Source organism: Methylobacterium sp. 88A, from assembly GCF_000376345.1.
Classification (GTDB): Bacteria; Pseudomonadota; Alphaproteobacteria; order Rhizobiales; family Beijerinckiaceae; genus Methylobacterium; species Methylobacterium bullatum.
Map to the genome: position 1 here is coordinate 1461509 of NZ_AQVT01000001.1, position 21109 is coordinate 1482617.

At 64.4% G+C, this 21109-nt stretch carries 17 protein-coding genes; 13 read left to right on the forward strand and 4 right to left on the reverse strand.

What is annotated here, in order from left to right; genetic code table 11:
• The first annotated feature begins 29 nt into the window (after positions 1 to 29).
• From A3OM_RS23620 to glmM, 7 genes are all read left to right on the forward strand, one after another.
• Positions 30 to 428 (forward strand): Hpt domain-containing protein, encoded by a 399-nt coding sequence (locus A3OM_RS23620; protein WP_018043034.1) that lies wholly within the window; start codon positions 30 to 32, stop codon positions 426 to 428.
• Positions 429 to 751: 323 nt separating this feature from the next.
• The gene (pal, locus tag A3OM_RS0107060; protein WP_018043035.1) at positions 752 to 1252 is read left to right on the forward strand and encodes a peptidoglycan-associated lipoprotein Pal; all 501 of its coding nucleotides are present in this window, start codon (positions 752 to 754) and stop codon (positions 1250 to 1252) included.
• A gap of 116 nt (positions 1253 to 1368) precedes the next feature.
• Entirely contained in the window at positions 1369 to 2337 is a 969-nt protein-coding gene (ybgF, locus tag A3OM_RS0107065) for a tol-pal system protein YbgF (RefSeq protein ID WP_018043036.1), read from the forward strand.
• Positions 2334 to 3341, forward strand: a complete 1008-nt coding sequence (gene tilS / locus A3OM_RS0107070; RefSeq protein WP_018043037.1) for a tRNA lysidine(34) synthetase TilS — start codon at positions 2334 to 2336, stop codon at positions 3339 to 3341. Before ybgF ends, tilS begins: the two co-directional genes overlap by 4 nt.
• Positions 3342 to 3486: 145 nt before the next feature.
• On the forward strand, positions 3487 to 5406 hold the full coding sequence (gene ftsH, locus A3OM_RS0107075) for an ATP-dependent zinc metalloprotease FtsH (protein WP_018043038.1): 1920 nt from the start codon (positions 3487 to 3489) through the stop codon (positions 5404 to 5406).
• A 158-nt stretch (positions 5407 to 5564) separates the two neighbouring features.
• Positions 5565 to 7643, forward strand: coding sequence for a hypothetical protein (locus tag A3OM_RS0107080; RefSeq protein WP_018043039.1), 2079 nt, complete (start codon positions 5565 to 5567; stop codon positions 7641 to 7643).
• A 98-nt stretch (positions 7644 to 7741) separates the two neighbouring features.
• Positions 7742 to 9082, forward strand: a complete 1341-nt coding sequence (gene glmM, locus A3OM_RS0107085; protein ID WP_026175800.1) for a phosphoglucosamine mutase — start codon at positions 7742 to 7744, stop codon at positions 9080 to 9082.
• On the opposite strand, the gene A3OM_RS0107090 is transcribed toward glmM, so the two are convergent.
• Complete coding sequence (locus A3OM_RS0107090; protein WP_026175801.1) at positions 9079 to 9402, reverse strand: MmcQ/YjbR family DNA-binding protein; 324 nt, start codon at positions 9400 to 9402, stop codon at positions 9079 to 9081. The genes glmM and A3OM_RS0107090 overlap by 4 nt on opposite strands.
• 229 nt (positions 9403 to 9631) lie before the next feature.
• On the opposite strand from A3OM_RS0107090, the gene A3OM_RS0107095 reads away from it, so the two are divergent.
• The 3 genes from A3OM_RS0107095 to A3OM_RS0107105 all read left to right on the forward strand — a co-directional run bounded on the left by A3OM_RS0107095 (position 9632) and on the right by A3OM_RS0107105 (position 12617).
• Positions 9632 to 10483 (forward strand): outer membrane beta-barrel protein, encoded by an 852-nt coding sequence (locus A3OM_RS0107095; RefSeq protein WP_018043042.1) that lies wholly within the window; start codon positions 9632 to 9634, stop codon positions 10481 to 10483.
• A 227-nt stretch (positions 10484 to 10710) separates the two neighbouring features.
• Positions 10711 to 11571 carry an outer membrane beta-barrel protein gene (locus A3OM_RS0107100; protein WP_043764514.1) on the forward strand — a complete coding sequence of 287 codons (861 nt, stop codon included), beginning with the start codon at positions 10711 to 10713 and terminating at the stop codon, positions 11569 to 11571.
• Between the two features lie 218 nt (positions 11572 to 11789).
• The gene (locus A3OM_RS0107105) at positions 11790 to 12617 is read left to right on the forward strand and encodes an outer membrane beta-barrel protein (protein ID WP_018043044.1); all 828 of its coding nucleotides are present in this window, start codon (positions 11790 to 11792) and stop codon (positions 12615 to 12617) included.
• 375 nt (positions 12618 to 12992) lie between these two features.
• Here the strand turns inward: A3OM_RS0107105 and A3OM_RS0107110 are convergent, their stop codons facing one another.
• Entirely contained in the window at positions 12993 to 13541 is a 549-nt protein-coding gene (locus A3OM_RS0107110) for an HNH endonuclease (RefSeq protein ID WP_018043045.1), read from the reverse strand.
• A 646-nt stretch (positions 13542 to 14187) separates the two neighbouring features.
• On the opposite strand from A3OM_RS0107110, the gene A3OM_RS23625 reads away from it, so the two are divergent.
• Both A3OM_RS23625 and A3OM_RS0107120 read left to right on the forward strand, forming a co-directional pair.
• Positions 14188 to 16860, forward strand: coding sequence for a DUF3772 domain-containing protein (locus tag A3OM_RS23625; protein ID WP_245257768.1), 2673 nt, complete (start codon positions 14188 to 14190; stop codon positions 16858 to 16860).
• A gap of 42 nt (positions 16861 to 16902) precedes the next feature.
• Positions 16903 to 17394, forward strand: a complete 492-nt coding sequence (locus A3OM_RS0107120) for a CAP domain-containing protein (protein ID WP_026175803.1) — start codon at positions 16903 to 16905, stop codon at positions 17392 to 17394.
• A 13-nt stretch (positions 17395 to 17407) separates the two neighbouring features.
• Here the strand turns inward: A3OM_RS0107120 and A3OM_RS0107125 are convergent, their stop codons facing one another.
• Together A3OM_RS0107125 and A3OM_RS0107130 are read right to left on the reverse strand one after the other, a co-directional pair.
• Positions 17408 to 18238: a flagellar motor protein MotB gene (locus tag A3OM_RS0107125; protein WP_018043048.1), complete on the reverse strand. Its 831-nt coding sequence runs from the start codon at positions 18236 to 18238 to the stop codon at positions 17408 to 17410.
• Positions 18239 to 18259: 21 nt separating this feature from the next.
• The gene (locus A3OM_RS0107130; RefSeq protein WP_018043049.1) at positions 18260 to 19033 is read right to left on the reverse strand and encodes a MotA/TolQ/ExbB proton channel family protein; all 774 of its coding nucleotides are present in this window, start codon (positions 19031 to 19033) and stop codon (positions 18260 to 18262) included.
• Between the two features lie 277 nt (positions 19034 to 19310).
• Here A3OM_RS0107130 and A3OM_RS0107135 point away from each other — a divergent pair, with 277 nt between their 5' ends.
• Positions 19311 to 21092 carry a glucan ABC transporter ATP-binding protein/ permease gene (locus A3OM_RS0107135; protein WP_018043050.1) on the forward strand — a complete coding sequence of 594 codons (1782 nt, stop codon included), beginning with the start codon at positions 19311 to 19313 and terminating at the stop codon, positions 21090 to 21092.
• Positions 21093 to 21109 lie beyond the last annotated feature (17 nt).

A 21109-nucleotide genomic window follows, 5' to 3' on the forward strand; every position in this document is an offset into this window, starting at 1 on the left:
GTCGCGTCGATTCGGAGATCGTCGGCGACATGGACGGTGGGTCGTTCAAATACCCTTCGACGATGCGTGAGGCAGCGGTGGAGCACACGTCCGACAAGGGGAGAGGGACGGTCTGCGACGAGGCAACGCTCGCCGAACTCGAGGTTCTTCTCGGGCACGACCATCTGAAACGGCTTCTGTCCCTGCTCGTCGTCGAGATCCGCGTCCGCTTTCCCGCCGGGAACGACGATCGGGCCACTATCGCGCAGGATGCCCATGCTCTGTTGGCATCGAGCGGGTCTCTCGGTTTTCTCGACCTTTCGCGGTGCTGTTCGGTCATCGAACAGGCCTGCCTGAAGGGCGACGACATCGCCATCCCGCTGCAGGAAGGGCGGATCGCCGCCGACCGCGCGCTGACCGCCCTCGCCGTCTTGGGCGCGCGCGAGTGATGGCCATCGTGCTCCTTGAGAAGCTCATGGCACTGACCCGTTGCGCCGAAGGCACACTGGCCAAGAGTGCGGAGCGCGCGGCGTATCCGTCGCGTGACTGCCGCATTTGAGGTGCGACACGGATCGTTGCGCAGGTCACGAGGCCATTCTGGGAAATCGAGGTGCCGAGCGTCACATACGGCGACTGGAATTCGGCCTTTGAAACACCCCGTCAAGGTTGACGGAACCTTCGCTTAACCCGCTCGACCTACACAGGTCGCACCACCGAACGGCCCCGTGGGGACGTCCCGGAACCGGACGCCCCGCCCGAGGAGAGCAAGACCATGTCCATGACCGCGCGCTTTCGCGTGTTTCCGCTCGCGGCAGCCCTTTGCGCCGCGCTCAGTGTCGCTGCCTGCACCAACGACAAGGATCTCGCCGACGCCTCGGGTTTTGCAGGCGGCGCCAATACGCCGGGCAGCGCTCAAGACTTCGTCGTCAATATCGGCGACCGCGTCTTCTTCGAATCGGATTCGACCGACCTGACGCCGACTGCCACCGCCACCCTCGACAAACAGGCTCAGTGGTTGCAGCGCTACCCTCGCTACACATTCCTTGTCGAAGGCCATGCCGACGAGCGCGGCACCCGCGAGTACAACTTCTCGCTCGGCGAGCGCCGGGCTCAATCCGTCAAGGACTACCTGTCCTCGCGTGGACTCGCCGCCGGAAGGATGCGGACGGTCTCCTACGGCAAGGAGCGCCCGGTCGCCGTGTGTAACGACATCTCCTGCTGGTCTCAGAACCGCCGCGCCGTGACCGTCCTCGACCGGGGCGCCGGCTCCTGACGGCGAAGGTGACCTTTGCAGGCGTGGCCCTATTTTTGCCGCGTCCCGGCACATCTGCTATCGGCGGAGCGCTGCCGATGCATCCCCGTCCGATCCGACCACAGGTGCCGATTCCCATGCTCCGCCGCCTGCTTCTCACGGCCACGTTTCTCGCATTCCTCGCCCCTCTGACCGCCGTCGGTCCGGCGGCGGCTCAGGATGCGTCGGAGTTCGTCGTTCGCCTGAACCGCATCGAGAACCAGTCTCGCCAGATGGCGGGTCAGATCGAGACGCTGCAATACGAGAATCGCCAGCTCAAAGAACAGCTTCGCAAGTTCCAGGAGGACGTCGAATACCGGCTGCAGGAAGGCAAGGGCGGCGGTGGAAAGCCTGCTGCCCCTCCGTCCGGCACCAATCCCGGACAAGCAAAGCAGCAGAAGCGCAGCGATGCCTTCGACCCGGAGCAGAATCCGGGCCGTCCCGGCGGGCCGATGCAACTCGGCACGACCATCCCCTCCGCCGCCATCGCCGCTGCGCCGTCGTCACGGGGCCCGAGTGTGCCGCCCACCGTGGTCGATGCCGATGACGAGGAGCGTGGCCTGTCTCCTCCCGGCCTGGGCGGCCCCGTCGACCTCACGCCCCCCTCACGCGTGCCCACAACCGGCACGCTGCCGAGCCCGGCACGCCCAATGACCAGCGTGGCCGCGACCACGACGGGTGACGCACGGGCGGATTACGAGACGGCCTACGGCTACATCGCCGGACGGCATTACGAACAGGCGGAGATGAGCCTGCGCCAGTTCATTCAGTCGCATCCGCGCGACGCGCAGGTGCCGTCGGCGACCTACTGGCTCGGTGAGAGCTACCTCCAGCGAAACCGCAACCGCGAGGCGGCCGAGCAGTTCCTGAAGGTCTCCACGGATTACGCCCGCTCGCCCCAGGCGCCGGACGCGATGCTGAAGCTCGGAATCTCGCTGAATGCCCTCGGCGCTCGCGAACAGGCCTGCGCGACCCTCGCGGAACTGGAACGCAAATTTCCTTCCGCCGCACAGGGTGTCCGCCAGAGCGTGGTCCGCGAGCAGAAACGCGCACGCTGCGCCGCTTGAACGCCGCTCCATCGAGTGACGGCATCGATGCGACGCTCGCCGTCGCGCTAGCGCCGTATCTCAGGTCCAGCCGCCTTCTCATCGCCGTCTCCGGCGGACCGGATTCCACCGCGTTGATGCATGCGGCCGCCCGGCTCGGTTCGGCGCATCCGATCCAGGTTGCAACGGTGGATCATCGCCTCCGAGCAGAAGGAGGCGACGAGGCCCGGAGCGTCGGTCTCACCGCCAGGGCACTCGGACTGAGCCATCACATCCTGACCTGGGACGGCGACAAGCCGATACGTGGTATTCAAGCCGCCGCCCGTCGCGCGCGCTACACCCTCCTCGCAGGATGCGCGGGCCGGATCGGTGCCGATACCATTCTCACCGGTCATACCGCCGACGATCAGGCGGAGACCGTGCTGATGCGGCTCCTCGCCGGAAGCGGTCCGGGGGGGCTCGCCGGGATGCGGCGCGAACGCGACCTCGCGCCGGGAATGCGCCTAGCGAGGCCCTTCCTCGATATCCCGAAGGCGGACCTCGTCGCCTACTGCGCTGCCCATGGGCTGGTTTCCGCGCGCGATCCCTCGAATGTGGATGAGCGCTTCGCGCGCGCGCGCCTGCGTCGCCTCATGCCAGATCTCGCGGCGGAAGGCCTCAGCCCCGAACGGCTCCGCCGCCTCGCCGCCCGCATGGCTCGCGACGAAGACGCGTTACGCGACGCCGCCTGCGCCGCCTTCACCGCACTCCGCATCACCGCAGATGCCGTCGTATTGGATGCCCCTCAGCTGGCCGCTTTGCCGGACGCGATCCTCATCCGCGTTGTCGGACTCGCATTGCACGAGGCTGGCGGGGGAGGGGCTATTCGCCTCGAACGCCTGGAACGTCTCGTCGTCGACGGTCTCCGGCCGGCTCTCGTTGCAGGCACCGCCATGCGGAGGACCCTTCGCGGCATCCTCGTCGATCTGAACGCGGAGGGCGTCCTCTCCTTACGCACAGCCCCGCCCCGGCGGTCTCCATCTTAGGGGCGCGCTCACCTTTCCCCTGACTGGCTTGCCGCAGGCTGGCCCGATTTACTTGGCAAGGGGGGCGGCACTGCCTACATTGCCGACATGCATCCGCGTGATCCGTACACCAAACGCGGGACCGGACGCCCCCAGGGATTGATCGATGAACCCGAACTTCCGCAACTTTGCCTTGTGGGTCGTCATCTTCCTGCTCGTGCTGGCGCTCGTCACCTTGTTCCAGAATCCGGGACATCGCGGCGGCGGCAGCGAGATCGCCTATAGCCAGCTTCTGAACGATGCCGATTCCGGCAAGATCCAGACGGTGGTGATCTCCGGGCAGGACGTGAGCGGTACCTATGTCGGTGGTGGCAATTTCACCTCCTACGCGCCCAACGATCCGAACCTGGTGTCCAAGCTTCAGAGCAAAGGCGTGCAGATCACCGCGCGTCCCCCCTCGGACAACACGCCCTGGTTCATTCAGCTGCTCGTGAGCTGGCTGCCCATCCTCGTCTTCATCGGTGCCTGGATCTTCCTGAGTCGCCAGATGCAGTCGGGTGCCGGGCGCGCCATGGGCTTTGGGAAGTCGAAGGCCAAGCTTCTTACCGAGGCGTCGGGCCGCGTGAGCTTCGACGATGTCGCCGGCGTCGAGGAAGCCAAGGAAGACCTGCAGGAGATTGTTGAGTTCCTGCGCGATCCCCAGAAGTTCCAGCGTCTCGGCGGCCGCATTCCGCGCGGTGTGCTCCTCGTCGGCCCTCCCGGCACGGGTAAGACCCTCATTGCCCGTGCGGTGGCGGGCGAGGCCAACGTGCCGTTCTTCACGATCTCGGGCTCCGACTTCGTCGAGATGTTCGTCGGCGTCGGCGCGTCGCGTGTCCGCGACATGTTCGAGCAGGCGAAGAAGAACGCACCCTGCATCATCTTCATCGACGAGATCGACGCAGTGGGCCGCCATCGCGGTGCCGGCCTGGGCGGTGGCAACGACGAACGCGAGCAGACCCTGAACCAGCTCCTCGTGGAGATGGATGGGTTCGAGGCCAACGAGGGCGTGATCATCATCGCGGCCACGAACCGCCCTGACGTGCTCGACCCCGCCCTGCTGCGTCCGGGTCGGTTCGATCGTCAGATCATGGTGCCAAATCCCGACGTCGTCGGCCGTGAGCGCATCCTGCGTGTCCACGTCCGCAAGGTGCCCTTGGCACCGGATGTCGACCTCAAGGTCATCGCGCGCGGCACCCCGGGCTTCTCCGGCGCCGACCTGATGAACCTCGTCAACGAATCCGCTCTCCTCGCGGCTCGTCGTGGTAAGCGAATCGTCACGATGCACGAGTTCGAAGACGCCAAGGACAAGGTGATGATGGGTGCCGAGCGGCGCACTCTGGTCATGACCGAGGATGAGAAGCGTCTCACCGCCTATCACGAGGGCGGCCATGCCATCGTCGCCTTCAACGTGCCGGCCACCGATCCCGTTCACAAGGCGACGATCATTCCGCGCGGGCGGGCGCTCGGCATGGTCATGCAGCTGCCGGAACGCGACAAGCTGTCCATGAGCTTCGAGCAGATGACCTCCCGTCTTGCCATCATGATGGGCGGCCGCATCGCCGAGGAGATGACCTTCGGTGCCGACAAGGTGACATCGGGCGCCCAGTCCGACATCGAGCAGGCGACCCGTCTCGCTCGCATGATGGTGACCCGGTGGGGCTTCTCTCCTGAGCTCGGTACGGTGGCCTACGGCGAGAACAACGACGAGGTCTTCCTTGGCATGTCCATGGGCCGTCAGCAGACGGTTTCCGAGGCTACCGCCCAGAAGATCGACGCCGAGGTTCGCCGTCTCGTCGAGACCGGCCTCGAGGAAGCCCGTCGCATCCTCGGTGAGCACAAGGACGATCTCGAGGCACTCGCTCAGGGGCTCCTTGAGTACGAGACCCTTTCGGGAGACGAAATCAAGAACCTGATCGCAGGAAAGCCGCCGATCCGCGATGCGGGCGATGGACCGGCGCCTATTCGCGGTTCTTCCGTCCCCTCCGCTGGTCGCGGCCGTCCGCGGGACAGCGAGGGTGGGCTGGAGCCCCAACCGCAGGCGTGACGCCCACGTGATCACTCTACGAGGATAACAAAGCGGCGAGGGCGACCTCGCCGCTTTTCTTTTGGTTGCCAAAGCCCAATCCGGACGGCATCGCGGATCGACCATATGGCGAGGCGCGGGTCGGCCGTGTCCATCGTCGCGATAAGGCGCCACTATCGATGCACGAAGCGGCACAGGACGCGATCGGTGAACTGACTGATCCGGAATACCGTCTCGTCGAGGCCGGCCGTGCAGGTGACATCCTAAGGCTCGCCCCCGGGGAGGCCATCCGCGCCAGCGTGATCCGGGCTCTCGTCTGCGTCGAGAGAACGGACTGGCCCGTGGCTCCCGAGGGCGTGCGGCTGGTCGGCGGCCGTGTCGTGGGCCTCCTTGCCTGTGCCGACCGCTACCTTGTCAGACCGCTCTGGATCGACGATGCGGAGATCCCGGACGGCATCGACATCAGCAACAGCCATACGCGGACATTGTCTTTCGAGAAGAGCCGCATCGGTAACGGCTTGTCGGCTCAAGGCGTCACAATTGCCGGACCGCTCTTCATCTCGCATGCCACCTTCACCGGCACCTGCGATATCAGCGGAGCCTCGATCGCCAGCACATTCACGGCAGACGGAGCCGTGTTCGATCACCCCAATGGAGATGCGATCAACGCCCAGCGCAGTTCCATGGCTGGGTCTTTCCTCAATCATGCGACGGTGAAGGGAGGGTGCCGCTTCCTCGGTGCGACGATCCGAGGGCAATTCGTCGCCGTGGGTGCGGTCTTCGACAACCCCGCCGGCGATGCCATTGATGTGCAGGACATGACGGTAGCGGGGATCTTCCTCGATGGCGCGACCATCATGGGCACCTGCCACCTCGTCAGCGCTCACATTGCCGCGCAGTTTGCCGCCGAGGGGGCGACATTCCACCAACCGAATGGTACCGCCATCAATGCCCAGGGCAGCCGTATCGGCAGCGTCATCCTGCGCGGCGGAGTCGGACCTGACAACGTCCCCATTCCCAGCACGATCAACGGCGGCCTCAATTTCAGCCGCGCAACCGTGGAGCATCATTTCGAGATCAGCGGAGGCACTCTGACGGGTGGCCCGTCCGGTGCGCTCGATGGGCGCGGCATCGAGACGAAGGGACGATTCATCATAGGGCGCGACGCCTATGTCACCGGTGCGATCCTGCTCTCGGGGGTCGAGATTCGCGGCTCCCTCGATCTCTCCGGCAGCCACATCCTGTCAAGCGCGATTGCCCAGGACACCCACGGCGAAGCTGCGCATGGGGTGGCGAGCTTTGAAGACGATCCCTTGCGCTTCGTTGCCCTTGATCTGAGCGAATCCAATATTTCGCACCTGATCATGCCGGATGCCACAGACATGCGGTATCCGGGATGCGGACGCCCGCGCGGAATCGTCGATCTCTCCCGGCTGAAGGTGGGCACCTATGTGGATTTTGCCTCCGCCTGGCCAGTTCCTGTGCCCCTCCGCCGTAGTCTCGGTCCTGACAGGTTTCGCGATGCGAAGGATCGCGACGCCGATCACCTCATCTTAGACGGGTTCGAATACCAGCATCTAGACAATCCAGACGGCGACGCAGTGCCCTCGCTGCCGACGCATACGGCGAGGCAGCGCTGGCTCCGCGGGCAATCCCGCGACGATCTCTTCACCCGGCTTCGCCCGCAACCTTGGCGCCATCTCGCCAAGGTGCTGGCGAGCCAGGGTTACGAGGAGGATGCTCACCGCATCGCAATCGCCCGCCGCGTGGCCGAACGGCACGCGCGTGAAACCGGGTGGTTCCTGCGCTGCATCAACTGGCTGCTGCACGTCCTGGCCGATTATGGGTTCAATCCGTGGAAGGCCGTGGGCTGGTCGATTGTGGTCATCGTGGTCTGGGCCGCCGTCTATACCGGCGCTGCCTTCGAATCCTGCAAAGCGGGGCCACGTCTCTGCCAGGACGGAGAGATCTTCGTCCGAACGGCGGCGGCCGATTTCGTGCCCGGCGTCACGAGCAGCGACGAGGCGAGGGATAAGCTCGTCAACCTTTACCCGGCCTTCGATCCGCTGGCCTATTCGTTCGATACCTTCATGCCGCTCTTCGATGCCGGCACGGACCGGTTTTGGCGGGTAAACACGGCGACCTGGCGAGGGGTGGCGCTCTATTATTTCAGCATCGCAGAGCAGATCGAGGGCGCCGTCCTCGTTTCCCTGATCATTACCGGCTTCACCGGCCTCCTCACCCGCGACGAAGCTTGACCGAACTGGGACGCAGCACCATTCGTTTGCCATGCTTCGATACCATTCAGCGAAACGAAACCGGCTATGACGGGCCGTGACGATCAGGATTGAAGAACGTGCGTAAGTATTTCGGCACAGACGGCATCCGGGGCCGCGCCAATGGGGTGATCACCCCTGAACTCGCCCTCAAGGTAGGGCAGGCGGCGGGATTGGTGTTCCAGCGGGGCGATCACCGCCACAGGGTCGTGATCGGCAAGGACACCCGCTTGTCCGGCTACATGATCGAGACGGCTCTCGTCGCGGGGTTCACATCGGTGGGCATGGACGTGATGCTGCTCGGCCCGATGCCGACGCCGGCCGTGGCCATGCTCACCCCCTCCATGCGCGCCGATCTCGGGGTCATGATCTCCGCCTCGCACAATCCGTTCGAGGACAATGGCATCAAGCTGTTCGGCCCGGACGGATTCAAACTGAACGACGATGTCGAGCGCGCCATCGAAGCCTTGATCGACGGGGAGCTGCACAAGAAGCTTGCCGGCCCGCGCGATCTCGGCCGCGCCAAGCGGATCGAGAGCGTGCATGCCCGCTACATCGAATTCGCCAAGCGCACGCTGCCCCGCAACGTCACCCTCGACGGCCTGCGGGTGGTGGTCGATTGCGCCAACGGCGCGGCTTACCGCGTCGCGCCGGAAACTCTCTGGGAGCTCGGTGCAGAAGTGATCGCCATCGGTGTCGACCCCGACGGCTTCAACATCAACCACGATGTCGGCTCGACGGCACCCGCGGCCCTTGCCGCCAAGGTGCGGGAGTTGCGGGCGGATATCGGCATTGCCCTCGACGGCGACGCGGACCGTGTTCTCATCGTCGATGAGAAGGGCCAATCGGTGGATGGCGACCAGTTGATGGCCGTCGTGGCGCGGTCCTGGAAGGACGACGACCGGCTGACCCAGCCCGGCATCGTCGCAACGATCATGTCCAATCTCGGCCTCGAGAGGTTCCTCGGCGGGATCGGCCTCGGCCTCGCTCGCACGGCGGTCGGTGATCGCTACGTCCTCGAGCACATGCGTGAGCACGGCTACAATCTCGGCGGCGAGCAGTCGGGGCACATCATCATGTCGGATTACGCCACCACCGGGGACGGTCTCGTAGCGGCACTCCAGCTTCTGAGCGTGGTCAAGCGCCAGGAGCGGCCGGTGAGCGAAGTCTGCCATTGCTTCGACCCGCTGCCGCAGATCCTCAAGAACGTGCGCTACCGCTCCGGCGCGCCGCTGCAGCAGGATGCGGTCGTCACCGCCATCGCCCATGGCCGCGAGCGTCTCGGTGAGACCGGCCGCGTCGTCATCAGGCCCTCAGGCACGGAGCCGGTCATTCGCGTGATGGCGGAGGGCGATGACCGTAGCCTCGTCACGGAAGTAGTGGACGATATCGTTGACGCCGTTGCCAAGGCCGCGGCCTAATCACGCAACGCCTCCGGCGCGAGGTAGCGCCATGCCGTGAGGAGAGCGCTTCTGAGCGTCTCCTCATCCGCTCCATCCAGGAACAGGTTGGTCCAGCCACGCCGCCCCCAGGCGCCGGGAACGGGGTCGAACAGGTCCGGCTCCGCCTCGACCAAGAGCGCCTGATGCTCGGCCGGAAATTTGAGAACGACGCGTTCGTCGTCGATCCAGAGGGTGGCGAAGATCCGCCCGCCGATGCGAAAATCCGGATGGCCCATATGGGCGCCTTCCTCCACGCCGGGCAGCATTAGCGCCAGGGCGCGCACGTCTTCAGGACGCATCGATTTCTCCGCCTCATGACTCGCGACAACCAAGGAGACGCAGCGCGAATGCAAGCCCTGCGACGCGACGATATCGTCTGCAAGTTGCAGTAGGGCTTTGGACTCTAACGGTTCGGAAAGGCTAACGTTTAACGTTAAGCACGATTTAACTCATCCGACGGATGATGGAGTCGTCATCCAGGCTGGTGCTCCCACACTTCAGCCGAACGATCGAGTTGAAGGATCCATTATGCGCCGTTCCAAGCTTTCTGCCTTGGCGCGCTCGATCACGCTCCTTGCGAGCGTGGGAGCGCCATGCCTCGCGCAGGCCGCCGACTTGCTTCCCACTTTACCGCCCGAGCCGCTGCCCCCGCCGATCGAGATCGGCGGGGCGTGGTATCTGCGCGGCGACGCCGGTGCCGGTATTCTGGGCGAAGGGCACACCGTCGCGAAAGACGTCACCATCCCTCCGATCCCGTACAAGTACAATGTCCTCAAGGATTATCTGGGCAACCAGGCGTTCGTGGGCGCGGGTATCGGCTATCAGGCCAATTCCTGGCTTCGTTTCGATTTCACCGGCGAGTACCGCTCGGAAGCGAAATGGATTTTCTATGCGGCCGAGACGCCGAGCGGCGGCATCAATCGCACGTCCGGGAAGTTCTCCTCAGTGGTCGGCATGGCCAACGGCTACGTCGATCTCGGCACATATTACGGCGTCACCCCGTTCGTGGGCGCAGGTGTCGGCTTTGCCCACCACATGTTCGGCGGCGTGACCGACAACGGCCAAGGCCTTTATCAGGGCGGCTTTGGCTCGGGTCCGGAGAAGCAGAAGCTCAGTTTCGCTTGGGCGGCCCATGCCGGTCTCGGCTATTCCATTACGCCGAACCTCAAGCTCGAGCTCGCCTATCGCTATCTCAACATGGGTTCAGCGCAGACCGGCACGATCACCTGCGACGCGCCGCCCTTCTGCAAAACGGATTACCACCTGAAGGACATCGCCTCGCATGATGTGAAGGTCGGCATGCGCTGGATCCTCGGCGGCGCCGTTGCTCCGGCGGTTGAGTATCAGCCGATGCCGGAACCGATCGTCCGTAAATACTGAATGTATCAATGACACCACGAAGACGGCGCGGATCGGTATCCGCGCCGTCTTCGTTCGTGCGCGCACGACCGCCGGGTTAACGCTGCCGCGATCTTTCTTTTCCCGGCCCGGGGACCGTTAGGGTTAAGGCGATCATAACCTTTTAAATTCATCATCTTGGTCAGTCGAACCCCTCGCCGGCATGCATCCGTACCATGCGCTTTCCGGCCGATGCCTCCGTGAGGACCATGATGACTCCGCCCCGCCTATACCGCTCCGCAGCCGTAGCTGCGATCCTCGCCGGACTGGCGATCGGCACTGCCGCGCCGCCCCTCGCCGCGGACCTCTTGCCACCGCCGCCACCTCCGCCGGCTCCCGCCCCGGTCCAGATCGGAAGCGGCTGGTACCTGCGTGCCGATTTCACCGAGAGCTATTTCGATCACCCCAAAGACGCGACGCTGGTCGAACCGGGCACGCCGCCCCTGGTGCGGCTGCGCCTGAGCCATCAACCCGGCTATGGCGGCGGCATCGGCTACCGCTTCAACAACTGGCTGCGCATGGACGCCACCATCGACCAGCGCCTGCCCAGCCGTTTCACCACCTACTCGTCGTCCGACCCGACCTTCGCGAGAGGATACAACATCGAAGCCGGCAAGCTCGACGTGCTGACGGCCCTCGTGAACGTCTATGCCGATCTCGGAACATGGTGGGGACTTACCCCCTATATCGGCGGCGGTATCGGTATCGCTCAGAAGGACTTCCGCAACGCCTATACCCAGACGACCTGCAACGTTCCCGTGGGCTGTGACGGAAACCCGGTGGTCGGCCCTCGTCCCGCTGCTGCGCGTCGCAACGGTTCGGTCACCTCGCTGGCCTGGGCGCTGACCGGAGGCGTCTCCTATGAGATCGGCGCGGGCTTCGCGATCGATGCGAACTATCGTTACGTCAATCTCGGCCGCGCCAAGACGGGCCTCGACGATTTCGGCTTCGGCACACGCCTGAAGGACATCTCGGCCAACGAGGTCCGCGTCGGCCTGCGCTACAGCTTCGCCGGCGGTGCCGCCGCCTTCGGGGGCGGCGGTTACGGCGGCGGCAATCCCTACGAGTAGGGCAGGGCGGGGCGCGCCGGGACCTTCGGGCGTCTTACACATTCACGCTTAAAGCCCGCCCGGCCCACGCCGTGCGGGCTTTCTCGTCGTGCGACCACGAGAATAGACCTTGCCGTAATTCATTGAATCCGACCGGAACGGACCATTAAGGTTACTGTATTAGAAACGACGCAAGGTTCGGAAAGAACAATCGGGCTGCAGCCCTGAGGACGACCTCAATGCGTACCGTCACCCTTGCACTTCTCACCGGCGTTGCCCTCGTTTGCCATCCAGCAGCCCACGCTGCCGACCTTGACTATGGCGTGTTGCGAGGCCCGGATTACGAGACGGCCTCGGCCGAGATTGATTGGAACGGTGGCTATTTCGGTGGCCATGCCGGATACACCACGACGTCGCTGAATTTTGGATCCTCCGGTCAATCGGATCTTGCGCAGATCCTTCGCAGCACGGCTATCGAGAGCGAGTATCGCATCTCGGGAAGCAATACTCTGAAACCTGCTCGGCCCCACGATGTCGGGACTGGAGGCTTTGCCGGCTACAACTATCAATTCGACGAGGCAGTCATTGGCCTGGAGGTCGATTATACCAGCGTCAATCAGAAAGGACGATCAGAGGACAGCCTCACCCGGCGCGTGATGCTCAGCAACGGAACCTATGATATTTACAGGATTTCCACCGCCGCGCATGCCAGCCTTCAGGATTATGCGACGATACGCATGCGAGCGGGTTATCCGATGGGAGCATTTCTGCCCTTCGTGACAGCCGGGTTGGCGATAGGTCGAGCCGTAGTCGGCAATGACGTGAGCGTCGATCTCAGGGAATATTCGGACATCAATCGAACGAATCTGGTCGGCGGCCTGAGCGAAAACGGCGGCACCACCAAAGAGAAATACAGCCTTGGATATGCGCTTGGTATCGGCGGAGATTACCTGCTTACACAAAACATATTCGTACGCGGTGAGTACCAATATCTGCAGTTCGCGAAATTCGGAGACGTGAAAGTAAACGTCAATACTGTTCGTGGCGCGGTCGGCATCAAGTTCTGATTATCCCCTGAAACCGGAGTCTACTCAAGACACCCGGCCGCTTGTCCCATCCTCACTCCGAAAGATTGCGCCATGCTACGATCTACGATCGTCATCGGCATTGCGGCTATCGCGTTCGTCTCTGTGCCGAATGCCGAGGCGGGAGACCGACTATCCTGCGTCCATGTAGGACATGATTACCTCACGGATGTTGATCGCCATCGCAGCCTTCCGCCGACGCAGATTCCCTATCGCGACCATTGCTACCGACCAGCACCACGCATTGCGCGGACCATCTACCAGCCGCCGCTCGCCATGGAGCTCGTTCCCACACACAACCCCAACGCACCGGTCTACAACGAACCTCCACCGCGCTTTTCCAACGACTGACCGGCGTCAGCTTTCCAGTTCGCTGTCCCAGTACAGGTAGTCCAGCCAGGTGTGGTGGTATTCGCGGTGATCGAATTCCGGCTGGCGACGATGGAGTTCATGCCGCGTCGGCCGGTGAGGCTCATGCAGAAGCGGCATCTCCGCTTCCGCCGGAGTGCGGTTCGCCTTGCGCAGGTTGCACGGTGAGCAGGCGGCTACGACATTCTCCCAGCTCGACAATCCGCCCCGCGAACGCGGAATGACGTGGTCGAAGGTCAACCCGCCCGAGGGCATCCGAAGCCCGCAATACTGACAGGAGAAGGTGTCGCGCAGGTAGATGTTGTAGCGCGTGAAGGCCGGACTGCGCGCCAGGGTCACGTAGTTCTTGAGGGCGACGACGCTCGGGACCCGCAGGGCGCGGCTCGGCGAGCGGGCCTCGACATCGTAGCTGGCCACCAGCGTGACCCTGTCGAGGAACAGGGCGGTGAAAGCGTCCTTCCAGGACCATAGGGACAGCGGATTATACGAAAGCGGCCGGTAATCCGCGTTGAGGACGAGCGTTTGGAGATCCAGCATGGCGCTACTCTCTTGACGGATCGACGAAGGGACGACGCAACGCGTTACGGCGCGGCATCGTCCCCGGATGATGAAAGATCGGTGGTCCCGGCAGTTCGGTCTTCGACTTTGGCATCCGGGGAACAAATCTCGGTCGCCGGACCGGCACAAGATGCGAAGAGAACAGATGATCGGGGAGGGTGGACCGGCCTGGGCTTAGCCAAAAGCGGTCGTATCGGGCGGGAACGCCCGGTTCGTGGCGAGGCACATCAACATGGACGGCCAACGCCACCTCCTCGCGTCGATACGAAAAGGCTCTGTCCATTGCGCGGTAGTCTAATATCAGCATGACACGCTTGTGAAGGTTGCCCGGTCGATCCCCGACGTCGCGGCCCACAATCTTTCGGGCCGCCTCAGCGAATGATGTGTCTGCGGCACCCTTTCGCCCCATTGATCGGCCATCCGACGATCCGACTTTTGACCCGCGGCCGCTTGCGGCGTGTGAGGTGCCTTCGCTGGCGCTCCCGTGATGGCCACGGCCCTTGCCGGAGACGGGGCCTGTAAAGTGCCTGCCCCACGCGCCGGGGTCCGCCTGCCGACGCCAGAGGGGCGGGCGTTCTGAGCCGATGAAAGGAACGACATGGAACTGGGATTCATGAAGGGCAGAATGCGACATGCAGCGCTCCTTGCCGCGTGGATGGGTGCTTCCCTACTGAATCCCCTTCCGGTTCTGGCCCAGGCGGCGCCCGCCGCCCCCGCGCAGACGGAGCCGGCAAAGCCGCCGCCCGCCGCAGTCCCACCCGCTGTTACAGCCCCCGCTCCGGCCGCGAAGCCGCCAGCACCGAAACAGGCGGTGTCGGAGGCGATCAAGAATGTCCGCGACCGGCTCGACGAAGCCAAGGCCAATCTCGACGAGCGCGAGAAGCTTCTCGCAGGCCGCAACGTCGATCCCGCCAACCTGCTGAAAGCACGCGACGGCCTCGACGCCATCGCAGACCGAATCCGTCAAATCATCGATGCCACCACCCCGCGCCTCGAAGCCGCCCGCGAGCGCCTGACGCAGCTCGGCCCGAAACCGAAGGAAGGCGAGGAGGGCGAGGACGTCGCCAAGGAGCGGGTCGAGCGCGAACATGCGGTCGCTGAGATCGACGAGACGCAGCGGCTGGCGAAATCGCTCCTCGTGCAGAGCGACCAGATCATCGACCAGATCACCAACAAGCGTAGGGCGGCTTTCACTCGCGGCCTGTTCGAGCGCTCGTCGGCACTGGTGAATCCCGACCTTTGGATGCGTATCGCCGACGATGTCCCGCGCGACATACGGGCTCTGCAAGCCGCCGTCACCGACATCGCCGGCCTGTTCGGCCGCAACGGATCGATCTGGAATCTCCTCCTACTCGGGGTAGCTCTGGGCATCTCCGTGGCGCTGTATTTCGGACGCCGGAACATCGCCCCGCGCCTCGGGCGGCGCAGCCAGAGCGTGGTCGATCCGACTCAGCGCATGAAGCTGATGGCGGCCTGGCGCGTCTTCCTCCTCGGCACCGTGCCGGCGGTGGTGGGAAGCTACGCCGTCTATTACGCTCTCGATTCCACGGACCTGCTGCCGCAGCGGCTCATGCCGGTGGCCGGCGCCATCCTCGGCGGCCTCGCCTTCATCGCCTTCGTCGAGGCCCTGTGCGATGCGCTGCTGTCGCCGGAAAAGCCGTCCTGGCGCCCGGCACCGCTCAGCGATTCGACCGCGTCGCGGCTGACGCGGCTCGCCGTCGGCATCGCCACGGTGATCACGGTGGTGAAATCCATCGAGGCGCTCAATTCCGGCATCTACGCCGCCCTGTCGATCTCCATCGCCACCCGTGGCATCGGCGCCCTCGCCACCATCCTGATCCTCGCCATCGGCCTGCATCGCTTCGCCGACACGGCGGACAAGGAGGAGGCCTGCTTCGGTCCCTACGTCGCTCCGGAATCGACCACCACGATCGGCGGACCGGCGCGTCTCCTTGGATGGGCGGCCGTCATCGTCATCGGCATCGCGCCCCTCGTCGGCTATGTCGCCTTCGCCGCCTTCCTCATCGACCAGCTGGTCTGGACGGCGTGCCTGATCGCGTTGCTCTACCTCCTGATCTCCAGCGCCGACACGTTCATCGGCGGTACGCTCAAGGACGAGACCCGCTTCGCCACAGCGCTTCAGGCCAATACCGGGCTGCGTAAGCGCTCGATCAACCAGATCGCCGTTCTGTCGACCGGGCTCGCCCGGGTCGTTCTGATCCTGGTGGCCGCCCTGCTGGCGCTCGCGCCCTGGGGCCTCGATTCCACCGACGTCTTCACCTCCGTACGCAGCGCCTTCTTCGGCTTCAAGGTCGGAGACGTGACGATCTCGCTCTCGACCATCGCGTATGCGGTGGGACTTCTCGTCATCGGCGTCGTCATCACGCGCGCGGTCCAGCGCTGGCTGGAACAGACCTACCTGCCGGCCACCGACCTCGACGCCGGTTTGCGCAACTCCATCTCCACCATCACCGGCTATTGCGGATTCCTGATCGCCCTGGCGCTGGCCTTCTCCTATCTGGGCTTGAGCCTCGAAAAGCTGACCATCGTCGCCGGTGCGCTCTCGGTCGGTATCGGTTTCGGCCTTCAATCCATCGTCAACAACTTCGTCTCGGGCCTGCTGCTGCTTTGGGAGCGACCGATCCGCGTCGGCGATCAGGTGCTCATCGGCGACAGCGAGGGCATCGTGAAGCGCATCTCCGTGCGTTCCACCGAGATCCAGACCTTCGATCGTTCGGCGGTGATCGTGCCGAACTCGAACCTCATCTCGGGTATCGTGAAGAACCGGGTTCGCGGCGACCGCACCGGCCGCGTCACCATCACCGTCAACGTCCTGCGCAACCAGGATCCGGTCCGTGCCGCCGAGATGCTGGTGGCCTGCGCCTCTGCCCATCCGGACGTGCTGAAGGAGCCGGCGCCGCGAGTGGTGTTCCGCAAGATCGGCGATCCCTTCCTCGAATTCGAACTGATCGCGATGATCGTCGATGTCAGCATGGGCCTGAAGGTCACGAGCGACCTGAACTTTTCCGTGTTTCAAGCCTTGTCCGGCGCAGGGTTCATCCCGGCTCTCGGCCCCGGATCGAGCGTCGTCACCGTCCAGGGCCTGGAGCCGGTCCAGACCGCGCTCGGGCAGATCGCCGGCGTGTTCGCGCAAAACTGGAGCCAGGATCGGCCGGCTCAGGCGGAGGAGGTCGATGACCGGCAGGTCAGCCCTTCCGCGAACGAGGAAGCCGAGCCGATGCGCTCGGCAACGCCCCGTGAACCGAACCGGCGTAGGAGCCCTGCGGAGGTGTCGTAGACCGACACGATCGACGATGAAGGCGGGGCCAGAACGATGACGATGGGATTCCGGGTGTTCGGCCTCGCGCTTCTGGGCGGTCTGGCGCTATCCGGCTGCGCCAAGGAAGCACCGACCACCGGTGCGCTTCCGAGCCTGTACTGGCCGATGACCACCTCCGGCGCATCGGTCGATACGGCGACCGCGCGTGATATGATCTCGGCCTATCGTGCGCGAAGCGGCGGTGCCCCACTACGGATCGACCCGGACCTGCAGCGTCTGGCCGAAGCCGAGGCGGCGGCGATGGCGGCCGCAGACAAGCCGAGCCAGGCCCAGACGGTGAAGGTCGCGGTGCAGCGGCTCGGCTATGCGGGCGCGCAGGCCAATCTTTCCGCCGGCTACCACACCTTGGCGGAGGCCTTCTCGGGATGGCGCGACAGCCCAGCCCATAACGCCGTCATGCTGGCCCCTCGGGCGACACGCATGGGCATCGCCACGGCCTATGCACCCAATTCGAAATACAAGGTCTATTGGGCGTTGCTGGTCGCCGAGTGATCCCGCGTTCTTCTCAGGGCAGCTTCATCGAGCGCGGCGTCGGTGCCTGCTCGCCCATGAGCGTCACCGTCACGCGCCGGTTTGAGGACAGGTACGGGTTGTCCGGAAAGAGCGGCTCGGTATCCGCCTTGCCGGAGACCGAAGCGAAGCGATCGTCGGGCACGCCGGCGCTGGCGAGGATTTCGCGCACGCTGATGGCGCGACCGGCCGAGAGCTCCCAGGGCGGGGCAGGGGGGCGCGTGCCGGGCCGGTCCGTGGCGGTATAGCCCGTGACGGTGATACGGTTGGGCAGCTTTCGAATGACGGGGGCGAGTTTCTCAAGAAGGCGCCGGGTCCGATCGTTCGGGCGGCTCGACCCGTGTGGGAACATCGTGCTGCCGTCCTGATCCACAAGCGAGAGATCAACGCCCTTCTGCGTCGGATTGACGATGATGTTCTTCGAGAGTTCCGAGATCTCGGGCATGTCCTGCATCGCCTGACGCAGACTGGCGGCGGCAAGGCCGAACGCTTCCGGATAGCCGCTGTCCTGAATCCCCTCCGGGGCATTCGATTCGTTGTCCGGCGGCTTTGGCCGATCGGTGGCTTGTTCCGGCGCGATATCGCTGCGGTTCTTGATATGCCCCGGCGTTGGCAGGCCGTTCACCTCGATAATTCCGGAAAAGCGCGATTCCTTGTTGACGCCGAACGCATCGCGCATGGAGCCGGCCACGGCCTGCATCTTCTTCTGGTCCTGGGTGGAATAGGCTGCGATCATCACGAAGAAGCTCATGAGCAGCGCCATGAGATCGGCGAAGGTCACGAACCATCCGTGACCGCCATGGCCTCCGCGCTTCTTCCTGGCCACGGCCGATTACCCCTCTTCCCGCTAGGCTGCTTCCGCCGCGAGGTCGTCGCGGTGGTTGTGCGGCAGATAAGCGACCAGCATCTCACGCACGAGGGACGAGCTCTTCGAGTCGCGGATGAGCAGGATGCCGTCGATGATGAGGGAGCGGGAGACGTCCTCCTCCTCCAGCTTCACGTGCAGCTTGTCGGCGAGCGGGAGCGCGATCATGTTGGAAATCAGCGCGCCGTAGAGAGTGGCGAGCAGCGCGGTCGCCATGGCGGGGCCGAGCTTGGAGGGGTCCGACATGTTGGCGAACATCGTCACCATGCCGAGAATGGTGCCGATCATGCCCCAGGCGGGGGCGCAGTCCCCGAAAGCGCGGTAGATCTTCGAGCCCTCGTCGAGATGCATGAGAAAGTTGTCGCGATCGCGCTCCATCGTGTCGCGGATGAACTCGCGGTCGTAGCCGTCGGCGATGTAGCGGGCGCCCTGAGCCAGGAAGGGATCGGAGATCTCCATATTCTCCAGCGCCATCGGACCGGATTTCCGCACGACATCGGCGATCTTGGTGATCTCCTCGATGAGTTCGCGCGGTCTGATCGCCCGCATGGTGAAAGCGTAGCGCATACCCATCGGCAGGCCATGCATCATCGTGGCGAACGGAAAACGGATCATCGTGGCCGCGGTGGAACCGCCGAAGATGACGATGACCGCGTGCTTGTCGAAAAAGGCGGCGAAGTTGCCGCCATCGATCATGATCAGGGTGAAGACGACACCGAAGCCGCCGAGAAGCCCGATACCGGTTGCGAGATCCATGGTGAACCCTGGTCGGCTTACCCAGCACCGCGGAACAGCATCCGAGCGGAAAGCGACTTGGCCAGAGTTAGGCGGACGCGCTGAACGAACCGTAAAGGATAACGGTCCGCCCGGCGCATTCCTGTCATTCGCCGTTCAGGGTGGCCTTGCGATAAGCCGAGCACGCCGAATGGCTTGTGATCTCCGATGAATGGGGGCCGGGTCGAAGGCGAAGGGTTGAGGGCGAAGGTTCCGGCAAAAGGACCGCGCCGTGATTGGCATCGGAGCACACGTCGTCATGCCGTTGGTTCGTCTCTATGCGCGCGTCATGGGCCTACTGGGCGCCGATCGGCGCTTGGCAGCCCTACTCGCTGTCGCCAATGTGGCCCTCGCGGTCGCGGCTTTCGCCGAGCCGCTGCTCATGGGGCGCATCATCGATCAGCTGACGCATCTGAAGAGCGACGGTAACGCCTTCTCGACACTGGCGCCGCTCATCGGCGCATGGGTCGCCTTCGGGCTGTTCACCATCGCGGCCGGCGTCACCATCGCACTGCATGCGGACCGGCTGGCCCATCGCAATCGTCTCGCTTCCATGGCGAATTACTTCGAGCATGTGCTGGAACTGCCGCTGGCCTTCCATTCCTCGAACCATTCCGGCCGCGTCCTGAAGGCGATGCTGGAAGGATCGAACGGCATGTTCTGGCTCTGGCTCGGCTTCTTCCGCGATCATTTCGTCGCCGTCGTCTCCCTCGCCGTCCTCCTGCCGATGACCCTGTTCGTGAACTGGCAGCTCGGCTCCATCCTGGTCGTACTGGTGACGATGTTCACCGTGCTCACCACCTTCGTCATGCGTCGCACCGAGATGCTGCAGGGCCGGGTCGAGGCCTACCAGTCAGGCCTTGCCGCCCATGCCTCCGACGCCCTCGGCAATGTGGCCGTCATCCAGTCCTTCACCCGCGCCAAGGCGGAGAAGGAGGCCATGCACGGCATCATTCGCAACCTGCTCGCGGCTCAGATCCCGGTCCTGTCGTGGTGGGCGCTCGCCAATGTCGCGACCCGCGCCGCCGCCACCCTGACCATGACGGCCATCTTTATCACGGGTATCGCCCTGCGTCAGCACGGCATGGCCTCGATCGGCGAAGTGGTGGCCTTCATGAGCCTTGCCACCATGCTCGTCGCCCGCCTCGATCAGGTCGCCACTTGCATCAACGGTCTGTTCCAGCAGATGCCCAAGATCGCCGAGTATTTCGAGATTCTGGACACGACCCCGGCCGTCCACGATCGTCCCGGCGCCATGCAGGTGGCCCGTTTCGAGGGCGAGGTCTCCTTCGATCAGGTCGGCTTCTCCTACACCCCGCGCCGCAAGGCCGTGGAGAGTGTCTCCTTCACGGCGCAGGCCGGGCAAACCATCGCCCTCGTAGGAACCACCGGCTCGGGTAAGTCGACCACACTGGGTCTGCTGCACCGTGCGTTCGACCCGGATACCGGCGCGATCCGTATCGACGGTACCGACATCCGCGATATCGGCCTCGCCTCCCTGCGCCACAACATCGGCGTGGTGTTCCAGGAGCCGATGCTGTTCGCCCGCTCGATCCGCGAGAATCTCCAAGTCGGCCGTCCCGATGCTACCGATGCGGAGATGCTCGACGCCCTCGACCGCGCCCAGGCGACGGAGTTCATGGATCGCCAGTTCGACGGTCTCGACACGATCATCGGCGAGCGCGGCCGCTCGCTCTCCGGCGGCGAACGTCAGCGCCTCTCCATTGCCCGCGCGTTGCTCAAGAACCCGCCGGTGCTGATCCTCGACGAGGCGACATCGGCTCTCGATGCGACCACAGAACGCAAGCTGCAGGGTGCCCTCGAGGCCGTGATGGAAGGCCGGACCACCTTCGTCATCGCCCACCGTCTGGCGACGATTCGCAACGCCGACCGTATCCTCGTCTTCCACGAGGGCCGGATCGTCGAATCGGGAACCTTCGAGGAACTCGTCGCGGAGAACGGCCGCTTCGCCGACCTCGCCCGGGCGCAGTTCATGGCCGGTGCGGACGCCTCCGAGCCCGCCCTCGCACTCGCGGCCTAAGATGAACGCCCCTCCCC

Excerpts from the sequence above, each read along its gene's own strand:
- pal (WP_018043035.1), top strand. The coding sequence starts at position 752 with ATGTCCATGACCGCGCGCTTTCGCGTGTTTCCGCTCGCGGCAGCCCTT.
- A3OM_RS23625 (WP_245257768.1), top strand. The coding sequence starts at position 14,188 with ATGCGACATGCAGCGCTCCTTGCCGCGTGGATGGGTGCTTCCCTACTG.
- ftsH (WP_018043038.1), top strand. The coding sequence starts at position 3,487 with ATGAACCCGAACTTCCGCAACTTTGCCTTGTGGGTCGTCATCTTCCTG.
- A3OM_RS0107090 (WP_026175801.1), bottom strand. The coding sequence starts at position 9,402 with ATGCGTCCTGAAGACGTGCGCGCCCTGGCGCTAATGCTGCCCGGCGTG.
- ybgF (WP_018043036.1), top strand. The coding sequence starts at position 1,369 with ATGCTCCGCCGCCTGCTTCTCACGGCCACGTTTCTCGCATTCCTCGCC.
- A3OM_RS0107105 (WP_018043044.1), top strand. The coding sequence starts at position 11,790 with ATGCGTACCGTCACCCTTGCACTTCTCACCGGCGTTGCCCTCGTTTGC.
- A3OM_RS0107130 (WP_018043049.1), bottom strand. The coding sequence starts at position 19,033 with ATGGATCTCGCAACCGGTATCGGGCTTCTCGGCGGCTTCGGTGTCGTC.
- A3OM_RS23620 (WP_018043034.1), top strand. The coding sequence starts at position 30 with ATGGACGGTGGGTCGTTCAAATACCCTTCGACGATGCGTGAGGCAGCG.
- A3OM_RS0107095 (WP_018043042.1), top strand. The coding sequence starts at position 9,632 with ATGCGCCGTTCCAAGCTTTCTGCCTTGGCGCGCTCGATCACGCTCCTT.
- A3OM_RS0107120 (WP_026175803.1), top strand. The coding sequence starts at position 16,903 with ATGGGATTCCGGGTGTTCGGCCTCGCGCTTCTGGGCGGTCTGGCGCTA.
- A3OM_RS0107110 (WP_018043045.1), bottom strand. The coding sequence starts at position 13,541 with ATGCTGGATCTCCAAACGCTCGTCCTCAACGCGGATTACCGGCCGCTT.
- A3OM_RS0107080 (WP_018043039.1), top strand. The coding sequence starts at position 5,565 with ATGCACGAAGCGGCACAGGACGCGATCGGTGAACTGACTGATCCGGAA.
- A3OM_RS0107135 (WP_018043050.1), top strand. The coding sequence starts at position 19,311 with ATGCCGTTGGTTCGTCTCTATGCGCGCGTCATGGGCCTACTGGGCGCC.
- A3OM_RS0107100 (WP_043764514.1), top strand. The coding sequence starts at position 10,711 with ATGATGACTCCGCCCCGCCTATACCGCTCCGCAGCCGTAGCTGCGATC.